Here is a 26,053-nt window from a genome sequence, read left to right as displayed (position 1 = left end):
ATGACCGTAAGGTGCCTCGAAAAGTGATAGGGGTCACGGTAAATTATATGTTTTTATCCTTAATTGTGACTGTCGTCAAATAAAAAATGCCAAAAGCACATAGCTCCAGGCATTGCTGTAAAAATGGGCAAAACGTATTAAGCGACCTTTACTGTGGTTCCTTTCAAATTAGCCGGAAAAACCAACATCGGGGTTTTTAACTGTTCTGCCAACCTTTTGGTCACGCTTTTTTGAAACAATTTTTGAAAAACATTACGCTTGCGATGGATCAGTACCATTAGATCGATATTAGCCTGTTCTACCAGCCATTCCAGGCCCGCAGTCACGCTTTTATTTTGGATACCCAGGTATCTGACTTTTACGCTTTTGATCTGCGCGCTGCCGCCTTCTACATGCCGTTTCAGGATGTATTTTTCTGTAGGTTCACCCAATACCGCCTCGCCGATATGGGTAATGGTAATTTCCGAGTCGAATAGGTTACCAATGTTGAACAAGCGGTCAAAAATCTCCGGATTGTAGCGTTCAAGATCGCTTGCAAAAACGATCTTCCGGAACCCACCAAAAGGAGCCTGGTAGGGCAGCACCAATACCGGACAGTTAATACTGTCGATGATCTGGCTGGCATGATCGGTATTTACCCAGGCAAAAAAGTCATCCTTACTATGGGCGGCAATAACAGCCATCAGGATACCTTGTTCAGCAATTAATTCATTAACGGCAACCATTAAATTACCGCCTATACTGCATTGCTGAATAGTAGGTTTAAAAGAGCCGTCGTTTACCGTGTACAAACTTTGCTGCAGTCGGCCGGCCAGTTCACTCAGGTCACTCTTGCTTTGTTTTTCCAGCGAATCGTAAATTTGATCTACGAACTCCGATTGATGTACGCGCGATTGATTTTGGGGATATACATTACACAGCAAAATATTTGCTTTGGCGATACTGGCCAGGTTTAATGCATAATACGCCGCGTGGTTATCCTTGATGGTAAAGTCCGTTAATACTAATATCGTGCTCATCATTTCATAAATTAAGTGTGCTTTTTGCCGGTTTTTGTGCAGGTTTCTGCCTGACAAAAGTCCGGACTAATACCCATTGCCGGAGTGATTACCGTTACCCTAAAAAGTGATTCTTGTCAAGGCTGATATTCCCTGAACGGAGCCGATTGATGGCTTTGCGAAAAGATCCCTGTTTAAACTTTTTAAAAAAAGTTATCCTTCACAATTAGCGCCGATCTTACAGAATTGAATTTTAACAAATAATAAAAACGCTATCCTGTTTCCGATTACTAAATCCTTACAGTAATGACGTGGATTTTTACTTCTAAAAACACTTATCCCTTCATTATTGTATTTACAGTATATGAAAGCACATCAGCATATCCCGCCACAAAAAGAAGGCCGCCAAACAGATTTTGGCGAAGCTGTTGAAACTAAAAATTCGGAAGAAGCACATCAGCTATTTTTAATGGCCCGCGCTAAAATGCTTGATATTACCAACTGGCATAATTACTGCGATGGCGCTTCATCAAAATTTGGCCTTGTTGATAAAGCAGGTAATTTATTGCACGGCGCTGCACAAATTGGCGATCATTTTTATATAGACTTGCCGGCTACACCAGGCTCTGATGCGGGAGATGGTTTGGAATGGGTAGTGATTGAAAAAATAGCTGAGAAAGGGGATAAAAACAGTGAAGAAGAATATATTATTATGATCGTCAGGCCGGTACCTGATCCCAGAAAACACGAAAAAGAAACAGCACACTTTTATAGTAATGTATCTACCAGTACATTTATCGTATCGCGAACTGGTTTAACTGTTCATGCCGAAGTGCATGGCCGTAATGAAGTACCGAATAACCATGACGTTGATTTACACGATACGATCAGGAACACCGCAATAGCTTTATCGGCACGTATAGGTTTATCAGGCCCGCAGTGGAAAAAACTGGCCAAAGGTTTATTGGAATAACTTAAGGTACAATATCTTCCTCGTCTATTTTTTTGTGTATTTCCTGTATGTCGTCATCTCTTTCATTGCTTCTAATTCTTTGTCCGTTTCCGTTTTAATACCAAGTTTCTGATGAATTTCATGCACCATATTTAACAGCTTGGTAATTTCTTCTTCGGCACGTACGTTTATTTCAAAATCAATTTGCTGTTTAATTTTATCAATACGGCTTTGGCGATTTTGATTGATCAGTACCGAGACCGAAAGTATAATAGCAAAAATGGATACCACCATTTCCAATATTGGGAATGGAAAAGTATCAAACGGCTTCAAGCCCGGAATGAAGTTAAGGTTCCAGCATATCCATACTATAAAAAAGGTTATACAGGCAATCAGGAATTTAATGCTGCCCAGCATATAAATAGTAAATCCCGCCATTTGGTCGGTAGTGGTTTTCGTAAATTCGAGCGCCGATTTTAGCTCTGTCTCAACAGTATTGCTGCTTATTTTTTTTTGCACAGCTTTTTTACTTTTTCCCATAAACTTCAGATAAGGAATTTATAATGAAGATACGGTTTATATTAAACAACGGTTGGCCTGTATCCAGCGTATAATAAAAGTGGGTTTTGCACATCATTGTAAGCCTTTAATATTTATACCTTTATCAATAAAAAACTGATCAACATGAAAAAGACCTTTATCAAATTACTTACCATTGTTATGGTATTTGCCGCCTGTAAAAGCTTTGCACAGGTTACCCCGGCACCAAGTTCAACCCAGGTTATTAACCAACAATTCGGTTTAGGAAAAATTATGCTTACCTATGCCCGCCCAAATGTAAAAGGCCGTAAAATTTTTGGGGGCATGGAGCCTTACGGAACCGTTTGGCGTACCGGTGCAAACTCGGCTACGGTTATAAAATTTTCTGACGATGTGATTATTGATGGTAAGAAAGTGCCGGCCGGCGAATATGGCTTGTTCAGCATCCCGGGTGTAGATGAGTGGACCATTATTTTGAATAAAACTGCTAAGCAATGGGGCGCTTATGCCTACAAGGAAGCTGATGACTTTTTACGCTTTAAAGTAAAAACCGATAAGCTAAAAGACCTTACCGAAACAATGACCCTTAATTTTGTGAATGTAACGCCAACCACTTGCGATTTGCAAATGAAATGGGAACATTCGGGTTTTGCTTTCCATATAGTAACCGATATTGATGCTAAAGTAATGGCCCGCATAGATTCGGCTATGAATACCGACAAAAAGCCATACTTCGAATCGGTGATCTATTACTACAATAACAACAAGAATATGGACAAAGCACTCACCTGGGTTAGGGAATTAGAGAAAAATCCAAAGATGTCTATATACGTTTCAAAACTATGGGAAGCACGTATACTTTTAAGAAAAGGCGATAAAGCCGGTGCTATTGCCGCCGCTGAAGCCGGCCGGGATGCCGCAGCTAAGGATAAAACCGACGAGTACGTGCGTTTAAATAATGAAGTTATTGCACAGGCTAAGAAATAGGACCTTGATTTATCCCCTTTGTCATTGCGAGCGATAGCGTAGCAATCTCGTAATACGCAAATCAAACTATGAGATTGCCGCGTCGCAGCGCTCCTCGCAATGACAAGGACTAAAAATTTTGGGGCGCATTGCGCCCCCTTTTGTTAATAATTTGCGCGAATAATCAGTGTGATTCAGAGGTCATTTAAATTCCCCTTTGGTAGAATCCTGAAAATCCTGCTAATCTTTTAAATCCCGGTTCAGACAAATAGTTACTATAAAAGCAATCCCTATCACCAAAAAACAACCAATAGGGTTTAGCCACAAATAAGCTATGGTTTTGCTAAAACCTAATGCACATACAATGCCTTCGGTAATTAAAGCGGCCACAAATACAGCCGTCCCGCCAATGCGTTTAAAATAGAAGGCCACAACAAATACACCCAATATAGTGCCGTAGATGTAACTGCCTAACAGGTTTACGGCCTCCAGCAGGTTACCCATCTTACCCGCAAACAAGGCCATACCTATACATACCAATCCCCAAAATACCGTAGCAAGGCGCGACGCAAGCAGATAGTTGGCTTCGGAAGCGTTGGGGTTGATAATGCGTTTATAAATATCCACCACGGTAGTAGATGCCAGCGAATTGAGTGCGCTTGCGGTTGAACCCATAGAGGCAAGGAATACAATGGCAATTAAAAGCCCAATTAGGCCCACTGGCAGGTTTTGCTTAACAAAGCTAAGGAATACGTAATTGGTGTCGTCGGTGTTGGCAGCGGGGCTGTTTTGCTTCATTAATTGAATGCCCTGGTTGCGGATAAGGGTTGTTTGGTCATCGGCGGCTTTTAATCTTGCTTGTGCGTCGGCAATTACTTGCTGGTTGCCGGTGTTTAAAGCATTAGTAAGTTCAATGCTTTTTTGCTGGCGCACTTTGGAGAAATAAGTGTATTGTTGTTCAAGCCCTTCGTAAGCCGGGGCGTACCGGCTTTGCTTTACCTGGCTTACCTCGTAGTTATTAAAGAACATAGGTGGCTTATTAAACTGGTAAAAAGCGAAGACCAATACACCTATCAGCAATATCAAAAATTGCATAGGTATTTTTATCAGCCCGTTCATAATTAAACCCAAACGGCTTTGGGCCACCGAACTGCCCGCCAAATAACGGCCCACCTGGCTTTGGTCGGTACCGAAATACGATAATTGTAAAAAGAAACCACCTATTAACCCGCTCCAAACGGTATAACGATTGTTCCAGTCAAAATGCCAGTCAATCACATTCATTTTGCCCATTTTACCGGCAAGGTGCAGCGCGTTACTGAAACCCACACCATTGGGTAATAGCTTCACCACCATTACGCCTGCAAAAAACATCCCGAAAAAAATAATGCTCATTTGCAAAACCTGCGTATACGAAACCGCTTTGGTGCCGCCATAAACGGTATAGAAAATAACCAGTCCGCCTATAAACAGAGTGGTATAAACCACACTCATATTCAAAATGGTAGATAAGATAATGGCAGGTGCATAAATAGTAATACCGGTAGAAAGCCCGCGCTGCACCAGGAAAAGGAACGAGGTAAGCGCGCGGGTCTTAAGATCAAAACGCTGTTCCAGGTATTGGTAGGCGGTATAAACTTTTAGCTTATGAAAAATAGGGACAAAGGTGATGCACAGCACGATCATGGCCAGGGGCAACCCGAAATAGAACTGCACAAAACGCATCCCATCGGTATAGGCTTGCCCGGGGGCTGATAAGAAAGTGATAGCACTGGCCTGTGTGGCCATTACAGAAAGGCCGATATGGTACCAGGGTAAACTGCGGCCGCCAACCAAAAACTGATCGATGTTTTTATTGCTGCCGCTTTTCCAAACACCAAAGCCGACAATGGAGAGCAGTGTTACAACCAGTACTATCCAATCGGTAATGCTCATTTAAAATACAGGGTAATGAGCCAGAAGATAAAAACTAAAAAAACTAGCCATACAGCCACAATGGTGTAAAACTGGTTCCAGTTACGTATAAATGATGGTAATTCCCGATCAGGCGTCGACACGGCCTTTAACCAAAGTATTCAGGAAAAGAACGGCGAATAAAAAGCCAACAATAGCGCCGGTAATTAGGTAAACCGGGCTGATCTCGATCATCGATGCTGTAAGCAAACCGCCCAATACACCTACAAGGTAATACAGGTTGTTAATATTCTCTTTCTTTTCGTTATGATGATGTGCCATAGTGTTTAAAATAATGCCGTAAAAATAGGGGATAAATGTTTAATGTGCAAATACGTTGTTTGTCCATGGACTTGCAGCTATTTCTCCTTCTTCAACTTTACCGGCTTTGGCGGCGCGCTCATCATATTTACAAACAAGCGGTATGCCCCCGGTACACCCGCCGGCAATTCACGGAAGAAATCCAGCGAGGTATAAACAAACCGGCCCTGGCCATAATCGGTGGTGATCATTGCGCCATTATTAGGCGCCATCCCGTTGTCGTTCATTTCAAACGGGGTTTGATATTTGGGATCTATCTTATCTACAAAATATAAGCCGCGTTCCTGTATCCAGCCGTCAAAATCGGCCTGGGTGATTTTATTAGGGAAGGTAACCAGCGGGCTGTTAGGATTAGTAAAAGTAACTTTTGCATTTTCATCGGTAACCCGTTCATTTCCTACTATGAAAGGATACGGGCCAATTTGGCCGGTCACCAAATTATTAAAAGTATTATATTGCACCACCAGGTTGCCGCCACGTTTCACATATTCCATCAATCGGGGCTGTTCAACCACCAGCCGGGTGTTCACATTAAAAGCACGCACTCCGGTGATAATAGCATCATATTCCGACAGGTTGCCTGTCATGATCTCGTTTTCCGTAAGCAGGTGTACATCATAGCCCACTTGTTTTAAGGCCTCAGGGACAAGGTCGCCTGCACCGGCTATATAGCCAATTTTATGGGTTCCCGCATTCAGCTTCAGGTCGATACTAACCAACTTAGCCTGTGCCGGGGGGAATAAAGTAATATTAGGGATATGATCATAACGGATACGCTGAATACCAAGCGATGAGGTTTTGCCATTAATTTCGGCTACCGCGGTCAGCACCGCGCTTTTTTGCTGGTTATCTGTCGGGCTTACTATAAATTGTGCCGACCACTCATCTCCCTTCTTTTTATCAGTAAATGTAATTTTCGCCCGGGTGATACTCCAGCCCGCTATAGGTTGCAAGCTAACGCTTCCGCTACCAGCAACAAATGCCTTCAGGTTTAATTGTACAACTTTTTGCTGCTTACCCGCAAATACATATACAGGACTGGCCACATTGGCTACAATGGGCGGGGTAATTTCTACCGGCTGGTAGATCTCGCCTTTGGCAGGATCTACGTATTTGTACATGAGCTTCCTGCTCACTTTTATTTCCTTCCCGGCAACCGAAAAGTTTATCCAAATGCGCGGCTCATCCGGGTTTTCGGGATTACCCACTTTTGTTTCATTGTTAATAGTATAGGTGCCTATAGGATGAGGGGATTCCAGCCAGTAGGGTTGTGATGTTTTTTCAGCCTTTACTTTTAAGGCAATGGTTTTTAATTGATTAATATTTAATTCCATTCCCTTTATCACCGTCATATCGGCTAATGTCGCGCTAAAGCTCTCGGGTTTTAAATTTAAACCAGAACGGTTGATCATTTGCAAACGGACATTCATGCTATCGCCAACGGCATAGGTCGGCTCGCTGGTGGATGCTTCAACCCATAATCCTGCGCATTGCAATATCAGTTCGCTTAACTCTTTGGTTTTTTGTTCACGCCAGTAAGTATCCTGCAGCTTTTCAACCTGGCCAAGCACCTGCACCAAACCCTGCACAGATTTTTCCGGGTGCTCGTCATCAAAGCCCTTCTTGATCGCGGCAATTTCCGATGCTATTTCCTCTCCGCCCGGTACACGCCCCCAGGTAGTATTTACCCCATCCATCAGATCGGTTTTGGGCGCATCGCCTAAAATAGTAGTAAAATATTCGAAAGATTGCCCGCGTTGCGCGGCCGATCCAAAGCCCTGCGTTTTATGGTTGCTGCGGCTTTCGGCAGCAATTTCGCCGTAGCTTTTGCCCAGTAATGGGTTGTAGCCGCCAACATCAACTTTAAACTGATCCTCGGCCGTGGTGTTGTTCCCGCCAAAGTTAAAGGTGTTCCACAATAAGCGTTTGGCCTGCCATGGCTGTACGTACTGCAATTGTTCCGGAAAGCGTTTCGGGTCTGCCGCGGCGCTAAAGGCTTCCTGCGCCAATATGGCCGAAGATGTATGGTGCCCGTGTCCGCCCCGGCCATCGGTCGGGAAGCGGCAGATCATCACATCGGGGCGAAACCTGCGGATCACCCAAACCATATCGCCTAATATCTTTTCGCGGTCCCATATCTTCAGGGTTTCTTCGGGGCCTTTGCTAAAGCCAAAATCATTGGCGCGGGTAAAAAATTGTTCGGCGCCGTCAACCCGGCGGGCGGCTAATAATTCCTGTGTGCGTATTAACCCCAAAAGCTCGCTTTGCTCGTTACCTATCAGGTTTTGGCCGCCATCGCCGCGGGTAAGCGCCAGGTAGCCGGTGCGGTAATGTTTCTCTTGTGCCAGGTAAGTGAGCAGCCGTGTATTCTCATCATCGGGGTGGGCGGCAATGTAAAGCACGCTGCCCAGCACCTGCAGTTTGTTTAACGATTGTTTTACGGCGCCAATATTGGCGGGAGGCGCAGTTTGTGCCAAAACAGTATTTGCGAATAGCAAACATACAAGGGCTAAATATTTCAATTTCATTGATAAACAGAGGATATAGGCAAGAGTAATTAATAAATTTTGAAAAAGGTTAAAATTAAAAACAAATATAATCGTCAGTAATTATATAAAGAGTTAATCATTTGATTAAAAATTTGTGATTGATAATCAGATATTTAAATAGTGTTTACATAAACATGACAGAGAGTTAATATATTAATCAATCGTTTGATTAATTTTGTGCCGTTAAAAAGAATATGGACAAGGATAAAATAGACAAAAAGGACCACATACTGGATGTAGCCGAAAGGGTATTTTCAGATCACGGGTTCGACGGCGCTTCTACCCGGATGATATCGGGCGAGGCGGGTGTAAACATGGCTATGCTTAATTATTACTTCGGCTCTAAAGAAGGTTTGTTCCTGGCGGTGATTAACCGTAAAATAAGCAGCCACAAAGAGGCATTGCAAAACATAGCTACAGATAATACGCTTTCGCAATGGGAAAAGGTATCGGAGTATATTGATATCTACAGCGAAAAGATAGTTACTAATAACTGTTTCCAAAAATTGCTGTACCAGGAAATGGGCATGAACCGCCGTACCGAACTTGCCGAAAACGTGCGGAATATATTGATGCAAAATGCACTTGGGCTTCGCAAGATGTTGCAGGATGGAGTTGATAAGGGCGAGTTTAAGTCTGACATAGATGCTGATATGGTGGTGGCTACCTTATATGGCACCAAAAACTATATAGTAAATATGCCGCTAATGACATCGGCCCTGTTGGGGTGTGACATACAGGATGATAAAGTGCTGGAGCAATTTAAGCCCAGGATGAAATCTTATATGAAAAACTTATTAAAATGCTACCTACTCAAATAAACATGAATACACAAACAAATGCACTCCATAAGCTCCTTCGCTTTTTAAAGGCGACGGGGATTATTGCGGCAATGATAGCGATGATGCTGATTATTTTAACATTAGTAGCTAACGCGCAGGACCGCACAATTACGCTGGATGAGGCCATTAAACTTGGCTTGCAAAACAGCAAAACGTTAAAAATGTCGCAGTCTAAAATTGACCAGGCAGTGTCGGAATATAACCAGGCAAAAGACAGGGCCCTGCCAACAGGGAATGCCAGTTTTGCGTATAACCGGGCACAAATACCAGCGCACACACTTGATTTTGGCGCTGGCGACCCGATACATCTGCCGTCATCAGCCAATGCTTACTTAGGTATTGCATCGGTTAACGAAACTATTTGGGCCGGTAACCGCCTAAGGTATGCCCGCGAAAGTACCGATTTGCTGGTGCAAGTTGCCAAACTGGATGCCGACAAGGATAAAGATGAAATAAGTTACGATGTAATAAACGCATATTATGGTTTATACAAAGTGCTGCAAAGCAAAAAGGTTGTTGAAGCTAATCTGAAAACTATAGATGCGCAGATTAAGCAGGCAAACCGCTTTTTTGAACAGGGTTTGGTTACCAAGAACGATGTATTGCGTTTTCAACTGCAACGGTCTAACATAGAATTGAACGGGATTGACCTGGAAAGTAACCGTAAGATCATTAACTATAACCTTGATGTATTACTGGGCCTGCCCGAAACCACCCAGCTAAACATTGCACAAATTACTGAAGCAAATAAGCCCTTAGCGCCGCTATCAACTTATATTGATACCGCCATGGCCAACCGCCAGGAATTTAAACAGTTCGACTTGCGTACACAAGCTGCCGAAACCAATATCAAATCTATCCGTGCAAACCAATCGCCAACGCTGGCTGCCAGTTTGGGCGGGTATTATGTTGATGTATCGGGCAACCCTATCCCGCAAAGCGGCAAGTTTATTACCCCAATAACCGCGGGTTTAACCCTATCGTGGAACTTCGGCTCGCTTTGGACAAACAAGAATAAAGTAGCCGAGGCACGGATAGAGCGCGATCAAACCGTAATTGGTAAGGACATTGCTTTAGATAACATTAAAAATGAAGTGAACCGCAACTATCAAAACTATATGATGGCGGTGAACAAAATAAACTTGCTGCAAACCAGCATCGCGCAAGCAGGAGAGAACAACAAGATACTGGAATCGAAATATCAAAGCAACGTGGCTTCGGCTACCGACCGCGCCGACGCGGAAACCCTGCTTTATCAGGCACAAATAAACCTTGAATTGGCTAGGGCCGATGCGGGTTTAGCTTACTATACATTATTAAAATCAACCGGAAAACTTATAAAATAATACAAACTCAGAATTACAATGGCAAAAGAACAAACTACCCCGCAGGAACCTAAAAAGAAAAACAAGGTGATCCCGATCATTTTGGGCCTGGTACTGTTAGGGGGCATCATATTCGGGATAAAAGAATATATATACTACAGCAAGCACGAGGACACCGACGATGCACAAATTGACGGCGATATCAGCCCGGTTGTGGCACGTGTTGGCGGCTATGTGGATAGCATTTTCTTCGAGGAAAATCAGCATGTAACCAAAGGCCAGGTATTGGTGAAGATAGATGACCGTGATTACAAAGTGAAACTGGAACAGGCCATTGCCGCCAAACAGGGCGCTGGCTCAAGCACCGGCGTTAACCAGGCGCAGGTGTTATCGCAAACAGCCAATTCGGCAAGCGCTCGGGCGCAGGCATTATCGGCACAGGCACGGTTAGAGAAAGCCAATAAAGATTATGCCCGTTATGCCAACCTGGTAAAAGACGGAAGCATAACCCAACAACAGTTTGATCAGGCCAAAGCCGACCGCGATGTAGCCGAAGCTACTTACAAGGCCGCACAAGACCAGTATAAAGCTTCGGTTGAGCAAATTGGCGCCACCCGCAGCCAAATGACCGTAATTAATACGGGTGTAACCCAAAGGCAGGTTGATATTGATTACGCCAAACTGCAATTAAGTTATACCACTATTAAAGCACCGGCCAGTGGCATTACTTCCAAAAAAGCCATACAGGTTGGTCAGTTAGTGCAGGCGGGACAAACCCTGTTTTCTATAGTGAACGATAATAGCATATACATTACCGCCAACTTTAAGGAAACACAGTTAGAGAACCTGCGTAACGGTGAAAAAGTAGAGGTAGAGGTAGATGCTTACCCTGATTTGAAAGTTGAAGGGACAGTATACAACTTCTCGCCCGCTACAGGCGCCAAATTCTCGTTACTGCCGCCGGATAATGCTACCGGTAACTTTGTAAAGGTGGTACAACGTGTGCCGGTAAAAATAAAAATTAACGCTGCTAAAGATGTGATGGAAAAATTGCGTCCGGGCATGAGCGTTAAAGTTTCTGTGATCTATAAAGACTGATTTAAGTCGTGAGTGCTGAGTCTAAAGTTTTAAGTCATTATAAACTTTAGGCCCCAGACTTTGGACTAATAAATATTAAAACAAAATTATGGCTGAAACTGGCTTTAAAAAGTGGATCATCACCATTACGGTGATCGTGGCTTCGTTACTGGAGCTGATAGATACCACTATTGTAAACGTTTCGCTACCACAAATTCAGGGTAACCTGGGCGCAACCCTCGAGGATGTGGCCTGGGTAGTTACCGGCTATGCCGTAGCGAATGTTATTGTTTTGCCAATGTCGGGCTGGCTGGGTGCCCGTTTCGGGCGGAAAAACTATTTCCTAACATCCATTATCGTTTTTACCATTGTATCGTTCTTATGCGGTAACGCCCACAGTATGACCGAATTGATCCTCTTCCGCGTTATACAGGGTTTTGCCGGAGGTGGTTTAATATCTACCGCGCAGGCTATCCTTTTGGAAACCTGGCCGCGCGAACAAATTGGTACGGCTACGGCATTATTTGGCCTGGGCGCGGTGGTGGGCCCCACAGTAGGCCCAACCATTGGTGGCTGGATAACCGACCATTATGCCTGGCCATGGATATTTTATGTAAATATCCCGGTAGGGACACTCGCGGCCTTTTGTACCTATACATTTATAAGGGAAACACCCAAGGATGAGAAAAAACCGGTAGACTGGTGGGGTATTGCGCTGCTGGCTATAGCCGTGGGTAGTTTGCAAACCGTGCTTGAAAAAGGCGAGAGCGAAGACTGGTTTGCCAAAACTTATATTTTAGTATTAACCATAGCCGCGGTGCTGGGTACCATCCTGTTCATTTGGAGGGAACTGAGTACGGACCACCCGATTGTGAATTTCAGCATCCTCCGGCACCGAAGTTTTTCGGTGGGGATGTTCACCTCCTTTATATTGGGTTTTGGGCTATATGGATCGGTGTTTGTTTTCCCGGTATTTTGCCAGAACCTGCTGGGCTTTTCGGCGCAGCAAACAGGCGAATTATTGTTCCCCGGGGGCTTATGTACCATTATGATGATGCCTTTTATTGGTAAGATGCTGAACAAAGGCATACCGGCGCAATTTATGGCTACCGCGGGCATGTTTCTTTTCTTTTTGTTCACCAATATGCTGAGCCACAGTACGCTGGCCACCGGCGAAAAGGATGTATTGATACCATTGTTAATACGCGGTGTTGGGATGGCGCTGTTATTTGTGCCTTTAACCACATTAGCCATGGCCGACCTGAAAGGGCCCGAATTAGGCCAGGGGTCGGGCTTAAACAATATGGGCCGTCAATTAGGTGGTTCGTTTGGGATAGCCGTACTAACCACAATTATACATACCCGTCAGGGCTTTCACCGCAGTAATTTGCTGACGAATATAAACCAGTATAACCCACTGTTTAACGATCGTTTCAACACTTTGCTGCATGGGTTTATGGCCAAAGGTAAATCGCTGACAGACGCCACCGTGATGGCCTATAAAGCCATTGAAGGCATGGTGATAAGGCAATCGTTACTGTTAACCTACGATGATGCTTACTGGATATCGGGCATTGTAATGCTTTGTTCCATACCCTTATTATACCTGCAGCCATTTAAAAAGCTAAAAGCAGCGGCGGATGCGCATTAATATATGTCCATTCACCAGCATGTCATTTCGAAACGTAGTGAGAAATGACATTAATTATAAGTGAGGCCTAAAAAAAGAAAACCGTTCTGCTGTTAAGCGGAACGGCTTTTTCCCAAAAATCAACAATTAAATTCTGCCTCTACCGGCCATTAATTTTTAACGCTAACGATTAAAAATGTAGCCGGGAGGGTATTTAATCATTCTACTAAAATAAAAAAATTAATTAATAATCTAAAATTTATTGCGGGATATTTTACCCGGGGCGAATTAAGCCTTCTTAACCTCGGCTTTAGCTGCCGGTTTAGTTTTTAGCATAGCCGCTTTGGTTGTGCTTTTTTTGCAGCACGAGCCGCCGCCCATTGTACACTTTTTCTCGTTTTTTTTGCATTTGTCCTTATCTGTGGCAAAGCTGCTGATGCTGGTTATAGATAATACTACCAGCAAGGTGAATGTTATTTTTCTCATGGTTTTTTTGGTTTTGCTTTTGTTGCAGCTGCTTTGGGCGCTGATTTTTTAACAGGAGCTTTGGCAACTGGTTTCTTTTCCGCTTCTGGGTGTTCTATCACCAGGGTCTCTACCTGCTCGTCACTATGTACCGGTTTCGCGTCGTTCGCATGCTCTTCTACTATGTGCTGTTGTGCTTCGGTTAAAGGCGGCAATTCTGCTAAAATGGTACGGCCACCTTTCACAACCTCGTTCAAACCAACTTTAATGGTTGAACCCAATGGCAGGAAAAGGTCAACCCGTGAACCAAATTTAATAAAACCAAATTGCTGGCCTTGCTCAACCACATCGCCTTCTTTTACATACCATACAATACGGCGGGCCAGTGCGCCGGCTATCTGGCGGAACAACACCTGTACACCGGCGCTATTCTCGGTTACAATGGTGGTACGCTCGTTCTCGGTTGATGATTTTGGGTGCCAGGCTACCAAATACTTGCCGGGGTGATATTTAAAATATTTTACCACGCCCGCTACAGGGTTACGGTTTACGTGCACATTTACGGGCGACATAAATACCGATAACTGGATACGGCGGTCTTTTAAATACTCGGTTTCATCGGCTTCTTCAATTACTACTACTTTACCATCAGCAGGGCATATCACGCTGGTTTCGTCGGTGGTCAGCTCAAATTTAGGGCTGCGGAAAAACTGCAGGATAATTACAAACAGCAGGAATGACAGGATATAAATGATCCATTTTAACAAGTGCGCCTCGGGAAAATAAAATTGCACCAGCGCATTTAGCACAAAAATGAACAGTATGCACAGCGCCATGGAAGTATAGCCTTCTTTATGAAAAGTCATGTAACGTTTTTTTAATCTTTATGCAAAGCTACTAATTTGTAATGTATTAGTAATACCCGTATTAAAAGCAATTGCTTTGCAGGGGCGCATGTGATGCCTGGATGATGAAGGCATAATACCTTCGATTATTGTAGCATCTGTACAAAAAGTAATTATCTAAAATTATTCATTATTATTTATAATTATTCGGAAGGGCTGTTAATTTATTCCAAATTATTCAAAAAATTCGCTTTTTATTCGCGCTGAAATTCGGTATATTGTAGTAAGTTCTTTTAAAATCAGTAACCCATTAAAAGATACCTGATGCCCCAATTTAAACAGGAATAGACCAATTTTTTACCAGATCGGCGGCGTTAGCTCTGCATAAATATGGAGACAGTACATCGGTTATTTGCTGTTCAATCTGTTTTTTTTAATGCGATGCAATTGGAAAGTCGAATAATTTGCAAATCGGGGAGTACAGATGATAAGATTGTACATTACACGGGTGCAGCACCACAGGTAATCTAAGGAAATAGCACTACTGGTACCGTCTCGTTAATAGTTAATGAAGTACAAGTAGCAGTATACAATCGGGGCCGCAATTAGCAGGCCGTCAAACCTGTCCAGCAGGCCACCATGGCCGGGCAATATCCCGCCTGAATCCTTTACATTGATGCTGCGTTTGAACATCGATTCCACCAAGTCGCCTAAAGTTCCGAAGCAGGCTATCAATATCGCGATAGATACCCATTGTTTCCACTCAAGCTCGGTGTAGTAAATGCTTAAAATATAGCCCGCTATACCGGCTATCACCATACCGCCAATAAAACCTTCCCACGTTTTTTTAGGCGAATGGCGTTCGAACAGCTTGGTCCGCCCAAACGCGCGACCGGTTAAATAGGCCCCGGTATCGTTAGACCATAACATTACGAAGAAGCCCAGCGGCAGGTGAAAGTTAAAATCGCCCCGCACATAAGCCATGGCGTGAAAAAACGTGAACGGCATGATAGTGAACAACAGCCCTAAGAAAGTAAAAGCGATATTTTGAAAAGGCGTAGCCGATTTTTTGAATAGTTCCTGTATAAAAATAGCGCTCAGGGTAACCGGCACGATAAATAAGATAGGCTGAATAATATGACTGTAGGTAATATAGGCGAACGAAGTGTATATCAACGCGCCATTTACTAAGCCAGCCGCATAATTAGGCTGATAGCCGCTTTGCTTGATGAGCCCATAAAATTCAAACTGGCAAAACAAAGCCAATAGCAGGTAAAATATCCCGAAAGGATAATGCCCGGTCAGCAGCGATGCCAGCATCACTATAATAAAAAATATCCCGGTTATGGTACGTGTTTTCATAGTTAAGTTAAGCAGATCAATTAATCATTGATCTCGTTCAGTATCATTATTTCAATGGCCTGGCTAAAGTTGTCCTGGTGTATATAAACATCAATATGGCCAAAAGTTTGGTGCGATGAGTCGCGCTTGTTCATCACTACGCTGGCTATATCGTGCTCGGTTAACACTTGCTTCACCATTTCGGCGCGGTAATAATTCTCCGATGTAAATATCTTAATCCAGTTCTTCTCCATCGGCCAGCAATTGTTTATCTATAGTTATTTTACGGAAAAGCAGCATAAGTAATATCGTCATCACCAGGCATATGGCATAGATCCAATACTGGCTAAACATGGGTGTATTACTGTCCGGGTCCAGCTTTACCAGTTGATGCTGATATAAATAATAACCTACAACCGAGATTGAATTATTTAAAAAGTGCACCAGCACCGACGGCCAGATACTGCCACTCCAGGCAAACAGGTACCCTAATGCCGCGCCCAGCAAAAAGCGGGGCACAAAGCCTAAAAATTCAAAATGGATAAAGCTGAAAATAAATGCGGTGATCCACACGGCGGCATGGGTGTTTTTAGTCCAGCGTATAAAGGTGGATTGCATACATCCCCGGAAAAAAAACTCCTCGGATAGTGCCGGAAGGAATCCTACGATGAATATGCTGATAAGCAGATCGCCGATACCAGGCATATTCAATACCATTTTCACAATAGCCTCGTTTTGCTTTTCGCTATCGTGGATCCATTTATCCAGACCAGGAAAAGCGGGCAGCAATGTCATTTTTTGGTTAAAATACGAGGTAATATCTATCACCGGCAAAAAGAAAACCATTAGCATTACAGCCACCAATAGCAGCACCGGCGGGTAATAGGTACGCGTACGCAAATAGCCCCGAGGGTCGCCTACCACAAAATAGGCATATAACAATGCGGCCACAAAAAACGTAAACAAAGTATTACCTAAACCCATAAAAATGCGGAAAGCGCCCATAAAACCGGGTACACCGGTGTTGTTCATGGTGGCTACAGCCAGAGCCATCCCTTTGCCATAAATAAGGGCGACAATACCTAAACTTACGGCCAAACCTATTATGGCACAGCCAAAAGCAATAAGTACCAGGTATATTAATTGTAACCAGCGGGGGGTATGCGTCTGGACAGAGTCGGTCATATTTTGCTTTTTAATTAGTATTTTTGCAGGCTTAAAGATAAGGATGTCTGTACAAATAGGAAATATTGATTTAGGTGATTTTCCGCTGCTGTTAGCGCCAATGGAAGATGTGAGCGATCCGCCCTTCCGTTACGTGTGCAAACAGAACGGCGCCGATATGATGTATACCGAATTTATAAGCAGCGAGGGCCTTATCCGTGATGCAGCCAAAAGCCGTCAGAAACTGGACATTTTTGAATATGAGCGCCCTATAGGCATCCAGATATTCGGCAGCGATATCGACCACATGCGTGAAGCAACCGAAATAGCTACCCTGGCCAAACCCGACCTGATGGATATTAATTATGGTTGCCCGGTTAAACAGGTAGCCTGTCGTGGTGCGGGCGCGAGTTTGCTGCAGGACATTGATAAAATGGTAGCCATGACCAGCGCTGTGGTGAAAGCCACACACCTGCCGGTTACCGTTAAAACCCGTTTAGGCTGGGACGACAATACCAAGAACGTTTATGAAGTAGCCGAACGCCTACAGGATGTGGGGATTAAAGCCTTAACAATCCACGGCCGCACCCGTGCGCAGATGTACAAAGGCGAAGCCGACTGGCGTTTGATCAGGGAGATCCGCAAAAATCCGCGTATTCAAATACCCATCTTTGGCAATGGCGATATTGACAGCCCACAAAAGGCCGCTGCCTGGCGCATGGAATATGAGGTGGATGGGATGATGATAGGCCGTGCCGCTATTGGTTACCCCTGGATATTTCGTGAGATAAAACACTACTTTAAAACAGGAGAGCAATTAGCGCCCCCAACTATAGCCGAACGGGTAGATGTTTGCCGCGCGCACCTGGAAAAATCGGTACAATGGAAAGGCCCGAAAACGGGTATTTTTGAAATGAGACGGCATTATAGCAACTACTTTAAAGGTGTCGATCACTTTAAAGAATTCCGCATGAAACTGGTATCGGCATTAACCATTGAGGATGTGAACGCGCTGCTGGACGAGGTGGCCGATCATTACAGTGAAGCAATGGCTTAACCGCTTATGTCATGGCAGGCGATAGCGTGTCAATCGCACCCCAAAGAGTTACCACACATCTGTATACAAATGTTAAAAAAATCAACTATTTTATAAATGGCTTGGTTTTTGTCAACCAATTTATATATTTGAAAAAAAGAGGTTTAAGTGAAATGATAACAGCAATTACTGATGGTGTAAAAATAACGGTAGAAACCCAGTATCAGCCTGAGTATTCTAATCCCGCTAATGAGCATTTTATGTTTGCCTATCGTATTAATATTGAGAACGTAGGCGACCATGCCGTTCAGCTTTTACGCCGTCACTGGCATATTTTTGATAGCAACAGCACCCACCGCGAAGTTGAAGGCGAAGGCGTAGTAGGCGTGCAGCCGGTGATTGAACCAGGCCACTCCCACGAATATATATCCGGCTGTAACTTAAAAACCGATATGGGCAGTATGAAAGGTGAATATCAGATGGTTCGCCTGTTGGATGGCACTCTTTTTAATGTTACCATCCCGGAGTTTTACCTGGTGGCTTCCTATAAAATGAATTAAGGCGGCCGATTCAGTCCGATTCCGCAGATTTTTCTAAAAAGGGCTTTAACTCCCCTGTATAACCCCGTCTAAAACATTCTCAATCGTAAGCTTTTCCTGCGTACCCAATACCATGTTCTTTACAGTTAGCAAGCCTGTAGCCATTTCATCGCCACCAATAATGATGACGGTTGGTACAGCCTTCGCATTGGCATAATCCAGCTGTTTTTTGATTTTGGCACCAGCGGGATAAAGCTCGGTGTTAATGTCTTTGTTGCGAAGTTGCTGTAATAACGGCAAAGCATACGCTTCGCATTCCGCATCAAAAGGACAAATTAATATCTGGGTTGTTTGACTTGTTGCTTCAGGGAATAGGTTCAACTCTTCCAGCACATCATAAATACGGTCGGCACCAAAGGAAATACCCACACCGGTCAGGTCTTTAAGGCCAAACATGCCGGTCAGGTCGTCGTAACGGCCACCGCCGCCAATACTTCCCATCTGCACCTCATTGGTTTTCACCTCGAAGATAGCGCCAGTGTAATAGTTTAGTCCGCGGGCCAGGGTAATGTCCAGTTCTACTTTGCCGTTTTGCATGATAAAACTTTCCAGGTAATGGAATACTGCGTCTAACTCATCGCAGCCTTTTAGGCCAATAGCTGAGGTTGCCAGTACAGTACGCAGGCTTAACAGTTTTTCGTCGTTACTGCCCTCCAATAAAATGATGGGTTTTATCTGTTCAATATTTTCTTCCGTAAAGCCCCGCTCCAATAGTTCCTTGGTTACCCCCTCCAGGCCTATTTTATCCAGTTTATCAATAGCCACAGTCATATCTACTATCTGGTCGGCCTTATTGATCAATTCGGCTATGCCCGATAATATTTTACGGTTGTTTATTTTAATAGTGAAATCTTTTAGTCCCAGCTTGCTCAATGCTTCATCATATATCAGCACAAATTCGGCTTCATTCAATAACGAATTTGAACCCACCACATCGGCATCGCACTGATAAAACTCGCGGTAACGCCCCTTTTGTGGCCTGTCGGCACGCCAAACAGGCTGCACCTGGAACCGTTTGAACGGGAAAGTAATATCATTTTGATGCATTACTACATAACGTGCAAAGGGAACGGTAAGATCGTAACGAAGGGCTTTTTCGGAAATATCACCGGCTATAAGTTGCGAGTTGTGGGTTGTGAGTTTTTCAGGATTTACTTTAGAAAGATAATCGCCGGAATTCAATATTTTAAATATCAGCTTATCTCCCTCGTCCCCATATTTACCCAACAAGGTATTCGAGTTCTCCATCGATGGCGTTTCGATTTGCTGATAGCCATATTTACGAAAAACGGTTTTAATGGTATCGAAAATAAAGTTACGCTTAGCCATTTCGGCCGGCGAAAAATCGCGGGTACCTTTGGGGACAGATGGTTTGATGGATGCCATGCGGCAAAGGTACAAAAAGCTAATTAACCGACACCCCGATCATATAGATATCAAATTTATTTTGGCCCACATGTTACGGGGTGAAACAAGTAGATATTATAATTGGGTTTAAAATTCAAATTTTTATATTTGGTTATGCCCATTATTACGGAGACCCCGCGGTTAATTATCCGCACCTTTCGCCCCGATGAGGAAGAGGCCTATCTTGCACTCTTCAGTGATGAACGCGTGAATAAGCATTTGCCTAAGCGCACAGTTGAGGAAAACCGAAAAATATTTTTAGACACCTTGAAAGAGGATATTGATGGGGCCATTTTTAGCAAATGGGCTGTTATAAATAAAGCCGACGGCGACTTTACTGGTATGGGCCTGTTGCGCACTTACGAAAACGAACCGGATAAACTGGAAGTAGGTTATTGCCTGCACGTAAAATACTGGGGGCAAGGCATAGCTACCGAATTAACCAAAGCGTTAATAGCTTATGCCAATAGCCAGGGCGTAAGGAACATTGTGGCCGTCACTACCCCCGGAAATATAGCGTCGCAAGTAGTATTGGAAAAAGCGGGATTGGTTAAACAGGGTAACATTGTGCGGAGTAACGAGGAGTTGGTGTTTTTTAAAATGTAACCATTAGCAGAAATATTTTCAACCATGGATCCCAGTCTGATTTTAAACAATGTTTGCAAGCATATCCACCTAACCGAAACTGAAAAAGAGATATTTACCTCATTCCTTCACGCCAAAAAGCTGAAGAAAAAAGAATGCTTACTGCATCAGGGCGAGATTTGCAAACATTCGGCCTTTGTGCTATCGGGCTGCCTGCGCGGGTATAGCATTGATAAGAATGGCACAGAGCACGTGCTAAGTTTTGCCCCTGCTGATTGGTGGATGGCCGATATGTATAGCCTGATTAGTCAGCAACCCGGTGTGCTGAATATTGAGGCGCTGGAGGAAACCGAAATGCTGCTATTATCTAAAACAAACCAGGAAAGGCTGTACGCGGAAGTTCCTAAATTCGAGCGCTTCTTCCGTATCCTGGCCGAAAAATCGTTAGTAGCTAACCAGCAACGCCTGATAGACCGCCTAAGTTTGACCGGCGAAGAGCGCTATAAAATATTCTGCAACCGATACCCAACACTCATCAACCATCTGCCCCAAAAACAGATCGCGGCCTATATTGGCGTTAGTCCCGAGTTTTTAAGCCGGGCAAGGGCGGCGGCAGTGAATAGAGGTTAGTTGATTAGTGATTAGTTGTTTCGAACGATAACTGCAGCAATTGGCAATGAATCCTGATTCCTACATCTCTCCTCTTTTCTTGATCTACATCATGAATTCTCGACTTGTTGGCACCGTAAATTTGTATTAACAAAATAAAAAAGGAGAAAATCAATCATGGCTAACACAGTATTACATAAAGCCGATACACGCGGGTTCGCAGATCATGGCTGGCTTAAAAGCCATCAATCATTCAGCTTTGCCAATTACTATAATCCCGAAAGGATACACTTTGGCGCACTACGCGTTTTAAACGACGATATAGTTTTAGGCGGCGGTGGCTTTGGCAAACACCCGCACGATAATATGGAAATTATTTCTATCCCGTTGGAAGGCGACCTGGAGCATAAAGACAGCATGGGCAATACCGCCGTAATTAAACATGGTGATATACAGGTAATGAGTGCTGGTACGGGTATTTACCATAGCGAATACAATAAGGACACTAACCAGGCGGTGAAGTTTTTGCAGATATGGGTATTCCCTAACAAGCGCAATGTTGAACCACGGTATGATCAGGTTACGCTTAACCCGGCCGATCGCCATAATCAATTGCAGCAAATATTATCGCCCAATGCAGATGATGCAGGGGTATGGATATATCAAAACGCTTGGTTCCATATGGGTAATTTTGATAAAGGTGTAAGCACCGAATACAACCTGAAAGCCAAGGGCAACGGCGTATATATATTTGTTTTAAAAGGTGATGTGAAAGTGAACGACCAGTTGCTGAACACCCGAGATGGTTACGGTATTTGGGATGTAGATAACTTCAATATCACTGCTGAAACCGATGCGGAATTTTTACTGATGGAAGTACCGATGGAATTTAAATATTAATGAAAAAGGTAGAAATACTGGCGGTATGCAGCCACCCGGGGATTTTGCAGACTTTGCTGCGGCTAATCGATAATAACCCCGGGTGGAACGCCACCGGTGCGGATAACGAACAACAGGCACTGGCCTATTTTAACGAGAAATCATTTGATATTGTGTTACTGGGTAGTGGGATGGATGAGGTATCGGAAGATAGGTTAAGGCCTGCTTGTTTAGCTATAAACCCGGCGGTGAAAATTATCCGTCATTATGGCGGTGGCAGCGGGTTGCTAAGCGGCGAGATTTATCAGGCGCTTAATTAATTCTTCGTCTTAATATTTTTCCAACTGGGCTTTCACCAGTTCCATAAGCCACATGGGGGTAGATGTTGCGCCGGCAATGCCAATGGTTTGGCCGGGTTTAAACATTTCTATATGCAACTCATCCACAGATGAAATAAAATGGGTGTTTGGGTTATGTTTTTTGCAAACCTCGTAAAGCACCTTTCCGTTGGATGATTTTTTGCCGGATACGAAGATGATCTGATCAAACTTAGCAGCAAATTCAGGAAGGTCTTTATCCCGGTTTGATACCTGGCGGCAAATCGTATCGTTGGCTTTCACTTCATAACCCTTGGCAATTAGCTGGTCTTTTATCTGGTAAAATTTATCAGTGCTTTTTGTGGTTTGGCTGTATAAGGTAAACTTTTGCGGCAGGTCTAAAGCATCCAGTTCGGCAATGTCCTGAAAAACCTTAGCTTCACCATTAGTTTGCCCCTGCAACCCTATCACTTCGGCGTGTCCGTGCTTACCAAAAATCACGATCTGCTCGTCCTGGTCGTGCGATGTTTTAATGCGGTTTTGCAGTTTCAACACTACCGGGCACGAAGCATCAATCAGCGTAATATTATGCTCCATGGCCAGCTTGTAAGTTTCTGGCGCCTCGCCATGGGCCCGGATCAGTACCTTCTCATTATGCAAGCCGTTTAGCTGACTGTGGTCTATAATGCGCAGGCCTTTGGCTTTCAGGCGTTCTACTTCCTCGTCGTTGTGTACAATATCGCCCAGGCAATATAGGTAGCCATCTTCGGCCAGAATATCCTCGGCCATATCAATAGCGTAAACCACGCCAAAGCAAAAGCCCGAATCGGCATCAATAGTTACCTTTAAATTGTACTCGCCCATAACTGTACAAAAATACGGAGAAATATTTGGAAAATCAGCAATACGGCACGACGGCAAACTACACCTTTCTTCCCTTCCAAACGGTAGTCCTGGTCAAATAACGTTGGATAGCTAAAAAAGCGATCACCATCAGGCTTAACATTTGGACAGGATGCAGCAAAACATTTTTCCAGGGGCTTTGCCCGGCAGTCAGCGAGATCATTATCCGGTTAAGGGCAATCAATCCGCACAGCATGGCAATAAGATTAAGGTTCAGCGTAGTTATAACAATAAGCGGACCGCCCAATAAAATGATCAGGAAAATTAGCAAGGAAAACACATTGTAATTGAACGCCGCCAATATGTTTTTACTGAAGCCATTAATGGCTTCCCTATAACTATGATACATACGGCTGCTTATTAAATTATTAGCCAGTAAAGTTTCGGCATTATAACCGGCGCTTTTAACCAAACGCATAATCTCTACATCTTCTACCACTTTGTGCCTCACCTCGTGGTGCCATTGGTGCTGGTGATAAATTGCCGCGTCGAACAGCATAAACTGCCCGCTGGCAGCAGAAAACATACGGTTGCGGAGCAGGTAAACCAATTGCAACGGCAACAGGTTTAATAAAATATAGTGCACTAATGGAACAACCAGGTGTTCGCCAAACCTTTGTATTTGCTGATTGGGGAACAGGCTGAGCAAGCCCAGTTTCTTTACATACATTCGGTGAAGCGCACTGTTTATTAACCCGGGTTCAATAATGGTGTCGGCATCTAAAAACAACAGGAGCTTGCCTTTAGCTTGTTTGGCTAATTGGAAACAGGCGTAGTTTTTCCCCAACCAGTCGGGGGGCAGCGGGTTGCCTCTAATTATGCTAAACTTTGAGTGGTTACCAGCGAATTCCCTGCAAAGATGATAGGTGTTGTCAGTTGAATTATCATCCAGTACAATTACTTCATAATCCTGATAATCCTGTTGCCGGATAGATTGTAATAGCCGGATAATATTGGCTTCTTCATTTCTGGCCGGAATAAGAATGGAAACCAAATGATGATAAGGCTTAACCACACGGCGCAGTTTGGGGTCGGACAAAAAATTAAACAGGCTTACTACAAAGCGCAGGATAATAAAAAAGAATATGGCCGACAGTACAATGAACACCTAATTTACATGCTGAGGTTTAAAATAGTTATCATATCTGTTAGTGCTTTACATTTACCTGGTCTTTTAACGCCTGTTGATGAAATGTGCTGATCTGCGCACGCAGACGCTCCAGGTCAAAATCCTTGTTAGTGCCGCAATCCAGCAAATGGAAGTATACCGATGGTTTAAAACTTTCAAAATATTCAATAAAGGCGCTATAGTAAATTATCTGGCAGTCGCCCTCAATTTTTTTTATAATGTGGCCAATACCCCGCTCAATATTAATATCGGTGGCATGGTTTGATAATAGTTCGCCCTGGGGGAAAACGGTAACCATGTTATTAGGATTGTTTAATAGTTGCGCTGTATAATTTAACGATTGCACCACATCTTTGGCGTTCTTCTTAACAGAAAAGCCACCCATATAGCGTAACCATTTACGCTGTTCCAAATGGTCGTGCTGCATCATAATATGAAAGCGGCGGTGTATGGTTTGGGTTGTTATCCAGTCCGACAAAAAGCCATCCCACCAGCTAAAATGATTGCAAAGCAGTAGCACCGAATGCCCGGGTTTAATATTAACCGTGTTAAACCGTAATACATTAAAGCTTTTTCGCATGCGGTAATATACATAACTGCGAAATAGATGCTGTACCCAGGCGTTGCGTTTATGCGGAATCATATATTGCAATTTAGCAGATATTCGTCTAATTGTGGCGTAACCAGCCAATGCCCCATCGGTACTTCATGTATTTCGGCATTTTGCAATTGGTTAAGGAAGGGTTCGGCCATTTTTTTAGGGAAGAGCAAGTCATCTTTACCAAAAAAGAACCAACTTTTTATAGCCCCCTTATTCAGTATTTCAACTAATTTGGATGTATTGGGTTTTAATTGTTTAATAAGGTTAAGGGTATAATAAACATCCTGCCGTTTTTTAGGGGTGTCTATTTCGTTATAAGCAATCGTAAACAGATCGTGATCTATCACTTTAAAGCGTTTCAGGTTTTTGACGATAGCGGGTGCCATCCAGTTGTTTTTAGTGACTTTTTTAAATAGTTGACGCCCTATGGTGTGTTGTTGTAAAAACTCAAATCCTTTATAAGGAGCAATCCCGTCGGGGGCCATTAATATAATCTCATCTATCCATTCGGGAAATTCTTCCAGCAATATCAAAGCAATATCGGCCCCTATGGAATAGGCCATTAATGAAATCCGTTGCTCGCCATATATTTTAAACCACTCCTGTAAATAAAGCCGTACCATTTCGCGCGGCATGCCCGATACGATTTCTTTTTCCTCCCAATTATCCAATACACTATCGCCATGAAAAAAGTGATCGAACCCATGCACGCGGTATTTGCCAAGTATTGATTTTTCCAGTACATTGAATTGCCTGCCGGTCATGCCATAGCCATGAAAGGCCAGCATCGGTTTGCTTCCGGTACCGTATTCATGAAAGTATACTTTGCCTAAACCCGGCAGTTGTAAAAATCCCATTCCGGCAATATTAATGATTATTTTTACCTCGCCCAAACCCTCCCGGTAAGTGCGTGTTCAAAAACGCCAAAACGCGATATATACTTAGATTTTTAAGGCCATATTTTTATAAATTGCGGGCATGAAGAAACACTTGTTAGTTATTACAACTTGTTTAACCTTA

26 protein-coding genes and 1 pseudogene are annotated in these 26,053 nt (G+C 43.6%); 12 read left to right on the top strand and 15 right to left on the bottom strand.

Annotation, left to right across the window (positions count from 1 at the left end):
• Nucleotides 1–137: 137 nt before the first annotated feature.
• The gene (locus IRJ18_RS19280) at nt 138–1,019 is read right to left on the bottom strand and encodes a universal stress protein (protein WP_194107919.1); all 882 of its coding nucleotides are present in this window, start codon (nt 1,017–1,019) and stop codon (nt 138–140) included.
• A 343-nt stretch (nt 1,020–1,362) separates the two neighbouring features.
• On the opposite strand from IRJ18_RS19280, the gene IRJ18_RS19275 reads away from it, so the two are divergent.
• Nucleotides 1,363–1,971: a hypothetical protein gene (locus IRJ18_RS19275; RefSeq protein WP_194107918.1), complete on the top strand. Its 609-nt coding sequence runs from the start codon at nt 1,363–1,365 to the stop codon at nt 1,969–1,971.
• 24 nt (nt 1,972–1,995) lie between these two features.
• Here IRJ18_RS19275 and IRJ18_RS19270 read toward each other — a convergent pair whose 3' ends face one another.
• Nucleotides 1,996–2,490, bottom strand: a complete 495-nt coding sequence (locus IRJ18_RS19270; RefSeq protein ID WP_194107917.1) for a DUF1003 domain-containing protein — start codon at nt 2,488–2,490, stop codon at nt 1,996–1,998.
• A 144-nt stretch (nt 2,491–2,634) separates the two neighbouring features.
• Between IRJ18_RS19270 and IRJ18_RS19265 the strand changes: the two genes are divergently transcribed.
• Nucleotides 2,635–3,477 carry a DUF2911 domain-containing protein gene (locus tag IRJ18_RS19265; RefSeq protein ID WP_194107916.1) on the top strand — a complete coding sequence of 281 codons (843 nt, stop codon included), beginning with the start codon at nt 2,635–2,637 and terminating at the stop codon, nt 3,475–3,477.
• A gap of 219 nt (nt 3,478–3,696) precedes the next feature.
• On the opposite strand, the gene IRJ18_RS19260 is transcribed toward IRJ18_RS19265, so the two are convergent.
• From IRJ18_RS19260 to IRJ18_RS19250, 3 genes are all read right to left on the bottom strand, one after another.
• Entirely contained in the window at nt 3,697–5,391 is a 1,695-nt protein-coding gene (locus IRJ18_RS19260) for a sodium:solute symporter (protein WP_194107915.1), read from the bottom strand.
• Nucleotides 5,392–5,499: 108 nt separating this feature from the next.
• Nucleotides 5,500–5,691 (bottom strand): hypothetical protein, encoded by a 192-nt coding sequence (locus IRJ18_RS19255; RefSeq protein WP_194107914.1) that lies wholly within the window; start codon nt 5,689–5,691, stop codon nt 5,500–5,502.
• A gap of 77 nt (nt 5,692–5,768) precedes the next feature.
• Nucleotides 5,769–8,207, bottom strand: coding sequence for a PIG-L family deacetylase (locus IRJ18_RS19250; protein ID WP_228072951.1), 2,439 nt, complete (start codon nt 8,205–8,207; stop codon nt 5,769–5,771).
• A gap of 266 nt (nt 8,208–8,473) precedes the next feature.
• Here IRJ18_RS19250 and IRJ18_RS19245 point away from each other — a divergent pair, with 266 nt between their 5' ends.
• The 4 genes from IRJ18_RS19245 (at nt 8,474) to IRJ18_RS19230 (ending at nt 13,174) form a co-directional block, all read left to right on the top strand.
• A complete protein-coding gene (locus IRJ18_RS19245) occupies nt 8,474–9,100 on the top strand; it encodes a TetR/AcrR family transcriptional regulator (protein ID WP_194107912.1) in 627 nt (208 codons plus the stop codon).
• Between the two features lie 2 nt (nt 9,101–9,102).
• Nucleotides 9,103–10,467 carry a TolC family protein gene (locus IRJ18_RS19240; protein WP_194107911.1) on the top strand — a complete coding sequence of 455 codons (1,365 nt, stop codon included), beginning with the start codon at nt 9,103–9,105 and terminating at the stop codon, nt 10,465–10,467.
• An 18-nt stretch (nt 10,468–10,485) separates the two neighbouring features.
• The gene (locus IRJ18_RS19235) at nt 10,486–11,544 is read left to right on the top strand and encodes an HlyD family secretion protein (RefSeq protein ID WP_194107910.1); all 1,059 of its coding nucleotides are present in this window, start codon (nt 10,486–10,488) and stop codon (nt 11,542–11,544) included.
• Between the two features lie 88 nt (nt 11,545–11,632).
• Nucleotides 11,633–13,174 (top strand): DHA2 family efflux MFS transporter permease subunit, encoded by a 1,542-nt coding sequence (locus IRJ18_RS19230; RefSeq protein ID WP_194107909.1) that lies wholly within the window; start codon nt 11,633–11,635, stop codon nt 13,172–13,174.
• Between the two features lie 267 nt (nt 13,175–13,441).
• Here IRJ18_RS19230 and IRJ18_RS19225 read toward each other — a convergent pair whose 3' ends face one another.
• The 5 genes and pseudogenes from IRJ18_RS19225 to IRJ18_RS19205 all read right to left on the bottom strand — a co-directional run bounded on the left by IRJ18_RS19225 (nt 13,442) and on the right by IRJ18_RS19205 (nt 16,989).
• Nucleotides 13,442–13,639 carry a hypothetical protein gene (locus tag IRJ18_RS19225; RefSeq protein WP_194107908.1) on the bottom strand — a complete coding sequence of 66 codons (198 nt, stop codon included), beginning with the start codon at nt 13,637–13,639 and terminating at the stop codon, nt 13,442–13,444.
• Between the two features lie 191 nt (nt 13,640–13,830).
• Nucleotides 13,831–14,484 (bottom strand): annotated as a pseudogene (locus IRJ18_RS19220) (phosphatidylserine decarboxylase family protein); the annotation flags it as partial.
• Nucleotides 14,485–15,021: 537 nt separating this feature from the next.
• Nucleotides 15,022–15,825 (bottom strand): phosphatidate cytidylyltransferase, encoded by an 804-nt coding sequence (locus IRJ18_RS19215; RefSeq protein ID WP_194107907.1) that lies wholly within the window; start codon nt 15,823–15,825, stop codon nt 15,022–15,024.
• A gap of 20 nt (nt 15,826–15,845) precedes the next feature.
• Complete coding sequence (locus IRJ18_RS19210) at nt 15,846–16,058, bottom strand: putative signal transducing protein (protein ID WP_194107906.1); 213 nt, start codon at nt 16,056–16,058, stop codon at nt 15,846–15,848.
• A complete protein-coding gene (locus tag IRJ18_RS19205) occupies nt 16,039–16,989 on the bottom strand; it encodes a CPBP family intramembrane glutamic endopeptidase (protein ID WP_194107905.1) in 951 nt (316 codons plus the stop codon). Before IRJ18_RS19205 ends, IRJ18_RS19210 begins: the two co-directional genes overlap by 20 nt.
• A gap of 43 nt (nt 16,990–17,032) precedes the next feature.
• Between IRJ18_RS19205 and dusB the strand changes: the two genes are divergently transcribed.
• Together dusB and apaG are read left to right on the top strand one after the other, a co-directional pair.
• Complete coding sequence (gene dusB / locus IRJ18_RS19200) at nt 17,033–18,025, top strand: tRNA dihydrouridine synthase DusB (RefSeq protein WP_194107904.1); 993 nt, start codon at nt 17,033–17,035, stop codon at nt 18,023–18,025.
• A 152-nt stretch (nt 18,026–18,177) separates the two neighbouring features.
• On the top strand, nt 18,178–18,564 hold the full coding sequence (gene apaG, locus IRJ18_RS19195; RefSeq protein WP_194108290.1) for a Co2+/Mg2+ efflux protein ApaG: 387 nt from the start codon (nt 18,178–18,180) through the stop codon (nt 18,562–18,564).
• A gap of 45 nt (nt 18,565–18,609) precedes the next feature.
• Here the strand turns inward: apaG and hisS are convergent, their stop codons facing one another.
• Nucleotides 18,610–19,989, bottom strand: a complete 1,380-nt coding sequence (hisS, locus tag IRJ18_RS19190) for a histidine--tRNA ligase (RefSeq protein WP_194107903.1) — start codon at nt 19,987–19,989, stop codon at nt 18,610–18,612.
• 135 nt (nt 19,990–20,124) lie between these two features.
• Here hisS and IRJ18_RS19185 point away from each other — a divergent pair, with 135 nt between their 5' ends.
• From IRJ18_RS19185 to IRJ18_RS19170, 4 genes are all read left to right on the top strand, one after another.
• Complete coding sequence (locus tag IRJ18_RS19185) at nt 20,125–20,616, top strand: GNAT family N-acetyltransferase (RefSeq protein ID WP_194107902.1); 492 nt, start codon at nt 20,125–20,127, stop codon at nt 20,614–20,616.
• A 24-nt stretch (nt 20,617–20,640) separates the two neighbouring features.
• A complete protein-coding gene (locus IRJ18_RS19180; protein WP_194107901.1) occupies nt 20,641–21,225 on the top strand; it encodes a Crp/Fnr family transcriptional regulator in 585 nt (194 codons plus the stop codon).
• Between the two features lie 156 nt (nt 21,226–21,381).
• Entirely contained in the window at nt 21,382–22,104 is a 723-nt protein-coding gene (locus IRJ18_RS19175; protein ID WP_194107900.1) for a pirin family protein, read from the top strand.
• On the top strand, nt 22,104–22,403 hold the full coding sequence (locus tag IRJ18_RS19170; protein ID WP_194107899.1) for a response regulator receiver protein: 300 nt from the start codon (nt 22,104–22,106) through the stop codon (nt 22,401–22,403). The genes IRJ18_RS19175 and IRJ18_RS19170 overlap by 1 nt, the downstream gene beginning before the upstream one ends.
• A 9-nt stretch (nt 22,404–22,412) precedes the next feature.
• Here the strand turns inward: IRJ18_RS19170 and IRJ18_RS19165 are convergent, their stop codons facing one another.
• From IRJ18_RS19165 to IRJ18_RS19150, 4 genes are read right to left on the bottom strand one after another with little or no spacing between them, the layout of a single operon-like run.
• Nucleotides 22,413–23,264: a 4-hydroxy-3-methylbut-2-enyl diphosphate reductase gene (locus IRJ18_RS19165; protein WP_194107898.1), complete on the bottom strand. Its 852-nt coding sequence runs from the start codon at nt 23,262–23,264 to the stop codon at nt 22,413–22,415.
• Between the two features lie 58 nt (nt 23,265–23,322).
• Nucleotides 23,323–24,411 carry a glycosyltransferase gene (locus IRJ18_RS19160; RefSeq protein WP_194107897.1) on the bottom strand — a complete coding sequence of 363 codons (1,089 nt, stop codon included), beginning with the start codon at nt 24,409–24,411 and terminating at the stop codon, nt 23,323–23,325.
• 40 nt (nt 24,412–24,451) lie between these two features.
• Nucleotides 24,452–25,012, bottom strand: a complete 561-nt coding sequence (locus IRJ18_RS19155; RefSeq protein ID WP_194107896.1) for a lysophospholipid acyltransferase family protein — start codon at nt 25,010–25,012, stop codon at nt 24,452–24,454.
• Nucleotides 25,013–25,071: 59 nt separating this feature from the next.
• Nucleotides 25,072–25,890 (bottom strand): alpha/beta fold hydrolase, encoded by an 819-nt coding sequence (locus IRJ18_RS19150; protein WP_194107895.1) that lies wholly within the window; start codon nt 25,888–25,890, stop codon nt 25,072–25,074.
• Nucleotides 25,891–26,053 lie beyond the last annotated feature (163 nt).

It is taken from the genome of Mucilaginibacter boryungensis (assembly GCF_015221995.1).
Classification (GTDB): domain Bacteria; phylum Bacteroidota; class Bacteroidia; order Sphingobacteriales; family Sphingobacteriaceae; genus Mucilaginibacter; species Mucilaginibacter boryungensis.
Note: the sequence above shows the minus strand (reverse complement) of the source record. Positions and strands in the feature narration are given on the sequence as shown.

Excerpts from the sequence above, each read along its gene's own strand:
- IRJ18_RS19205 (WP_194107905.1), bottom strand. The coding sequence starts at position 16,989 with ATGACCGACTCTGTCCAGACGCATACCCCCCGCTGGTTACAATTAATA.
- IRJ18_RS19270 (WP_194107917.1), bottom strand. The coding sequence starts at position 2,490 with ATGGGAAAAAGTAAAAAAGCTGTGCAAAAAAAAATAAGCAGCAATACT.
- IRJ18_RS19175 (WP_194107900.1), top strand. The coding sequence starts at position 21,382 with ATGGCTAACACAGTATTACATAAAGCCGATACACGCGGGTTCGCAGAT.
- IRJ18_RS19215 (WP_194107907.1), bottom strand. The coding sequence starts at position 15,825 with ATGAAAACACGTACCATAACCGGGATATTTTTTATTATAGTGATGCTG.
- apaG (WP_194108290.1), top strand. The coding sequence starts at position 18,178 with ATGATAACAGCAATTACTGATGGTGTAAAAATAACGGTAGAAACCCAG.
- IRJ18_RS19185 (WP_194107902.1), top strand. The coding sequence starts at position 20,125 with ATGCCCATTATTACGGAGACCCCGCGGTTAATTATCCGCACCTTTCGC.
- IRJ18_RS19155 (WP_194107896.1), bottom strand. The coding sequence starts at position 25,012 with ATGCGAAAAAGCTTTAATGTATTACGGTTTAACACGGTTAATATTAAA.
- hisS (WP_194107903.1), bottom strand. The coding sequence starts at position 19,989 with ATGGCATCCATCAAACCATCTGTCCCCAAAGGTACCCGCGATTTTTCG.
- IRJ18_RS19180 (WP_194107901.1), top strand. The coding sequence starts at position 20,641 with ATGGATCCCAGTCTGATTTTAAACAATGTTTGCAAGCATATCCACCTA.
- IRJ18_RS19170 (WP_194107899.1), top strand. The coding sequence starts at position 22,104 with ATGAAAAAGGTAGAAATACTGGCGGTATGCAGCCACCCGGGGATTTTG.
- IRJ18_RS19260 (WP_194107915.1), bottom strand. The coding sequence starts at position 5,391 with ATGAGCATTACCGATTGGATAGTACTGGTTGTAACACTGCTCTCCATT.
- IRJ18_RS19210 (WP_194107906.1), bottom strand. The coding sequence starts at position 16,058 with ATGGAGAAGAACTGGATTAAGATATTTACATCGGAGAATTATTACCGC.
- IRJ18_RS19235 (WP_194107910.1), top strand. The coding sequence starts at position 10,486 with ATGGCAAAAGAACAAACTACCCCGCAGGAACCTAAAAAGAAAAACAAG.
- IRJ18_RS19275 (WP_194107918.1), top strand. The coding sequence starts at position 1,363 with ATGAAAGCACATCAGCATATCCCGCCACAAAAAGAAGGCCGCCAAACA.
- IRJ18_RS19150 (WP_194107895.1), bottom strand. The coding sequence starts at position 25,890 with ATGGGATTTTTACAACTGCCGGGTTTAGGCAAAGTATACTTTCATGAA.
- IRJ18_RS19245 (WP_194107912.1), top strand. The coding sequence starts at position 8,474 with ATGGACAAGGATAAAATAGACAAAAAGGACCACATACTGGATGTAGCC.
- IRJ18_RS19255 (WP_194107914.1), bottom strand. The coding sequence starts at position 5,691 with ATGGCACATCATCATAACGAAAAGAAAGAGAATATTAACAACCTGTAT.
- IRJ18_RS19240 (WP_194107911.1), top strand. The coding sequence starts at position 9,103 with ATGAATACACAAACAAATGCACTCCATAAGCTCCTTCGCTTTTTAAAG.
- IRJ18_RS19165 (WP_194107898.1), bottom strand. The coding sequence starts at position 23,264 with ATGGGCGAGTACAATTTAAAGGTAACTATTGATGCCGATTCGGGCTTT.
- IRJ18_RS19225 (WP_194107908.1), bottom strand. The coding sequence starts at position 13,639 with ATGAGAAAAATAACATTCACCTTGCTGGTAGTATTATCTATAACCAGC.
- IRJ18_RS19280 (WP_194107919.1), bottom strand. The coding sequence starts at position 1,019 with ATGAGCACGATATTAGTATTAACGGACTTTACCATCAAGGATAACCAC.
- dusB (WP_194107904.1), top strand. The coding sequence starts at position 17,033 with ATGTCTGTACAAATAGGAAATATTGATTTAGGTGATTTTCCGCTGCTG.
- IRJ18_RS19230 (WP_194107909.1), top strand. The coding sequence starts at position 11,633 with ATGGCTGAAACTGGCTTTAAAAAGTGGATCATCACCATTACGGTGATC.
- IRJ18_RS19265 (WP_194107916.1), top strand. The coding sequence starts at position 2,635 with ATGAAAAAGACCTTTATCAAATTACTTACCATTGTTATGGTATTTGCC.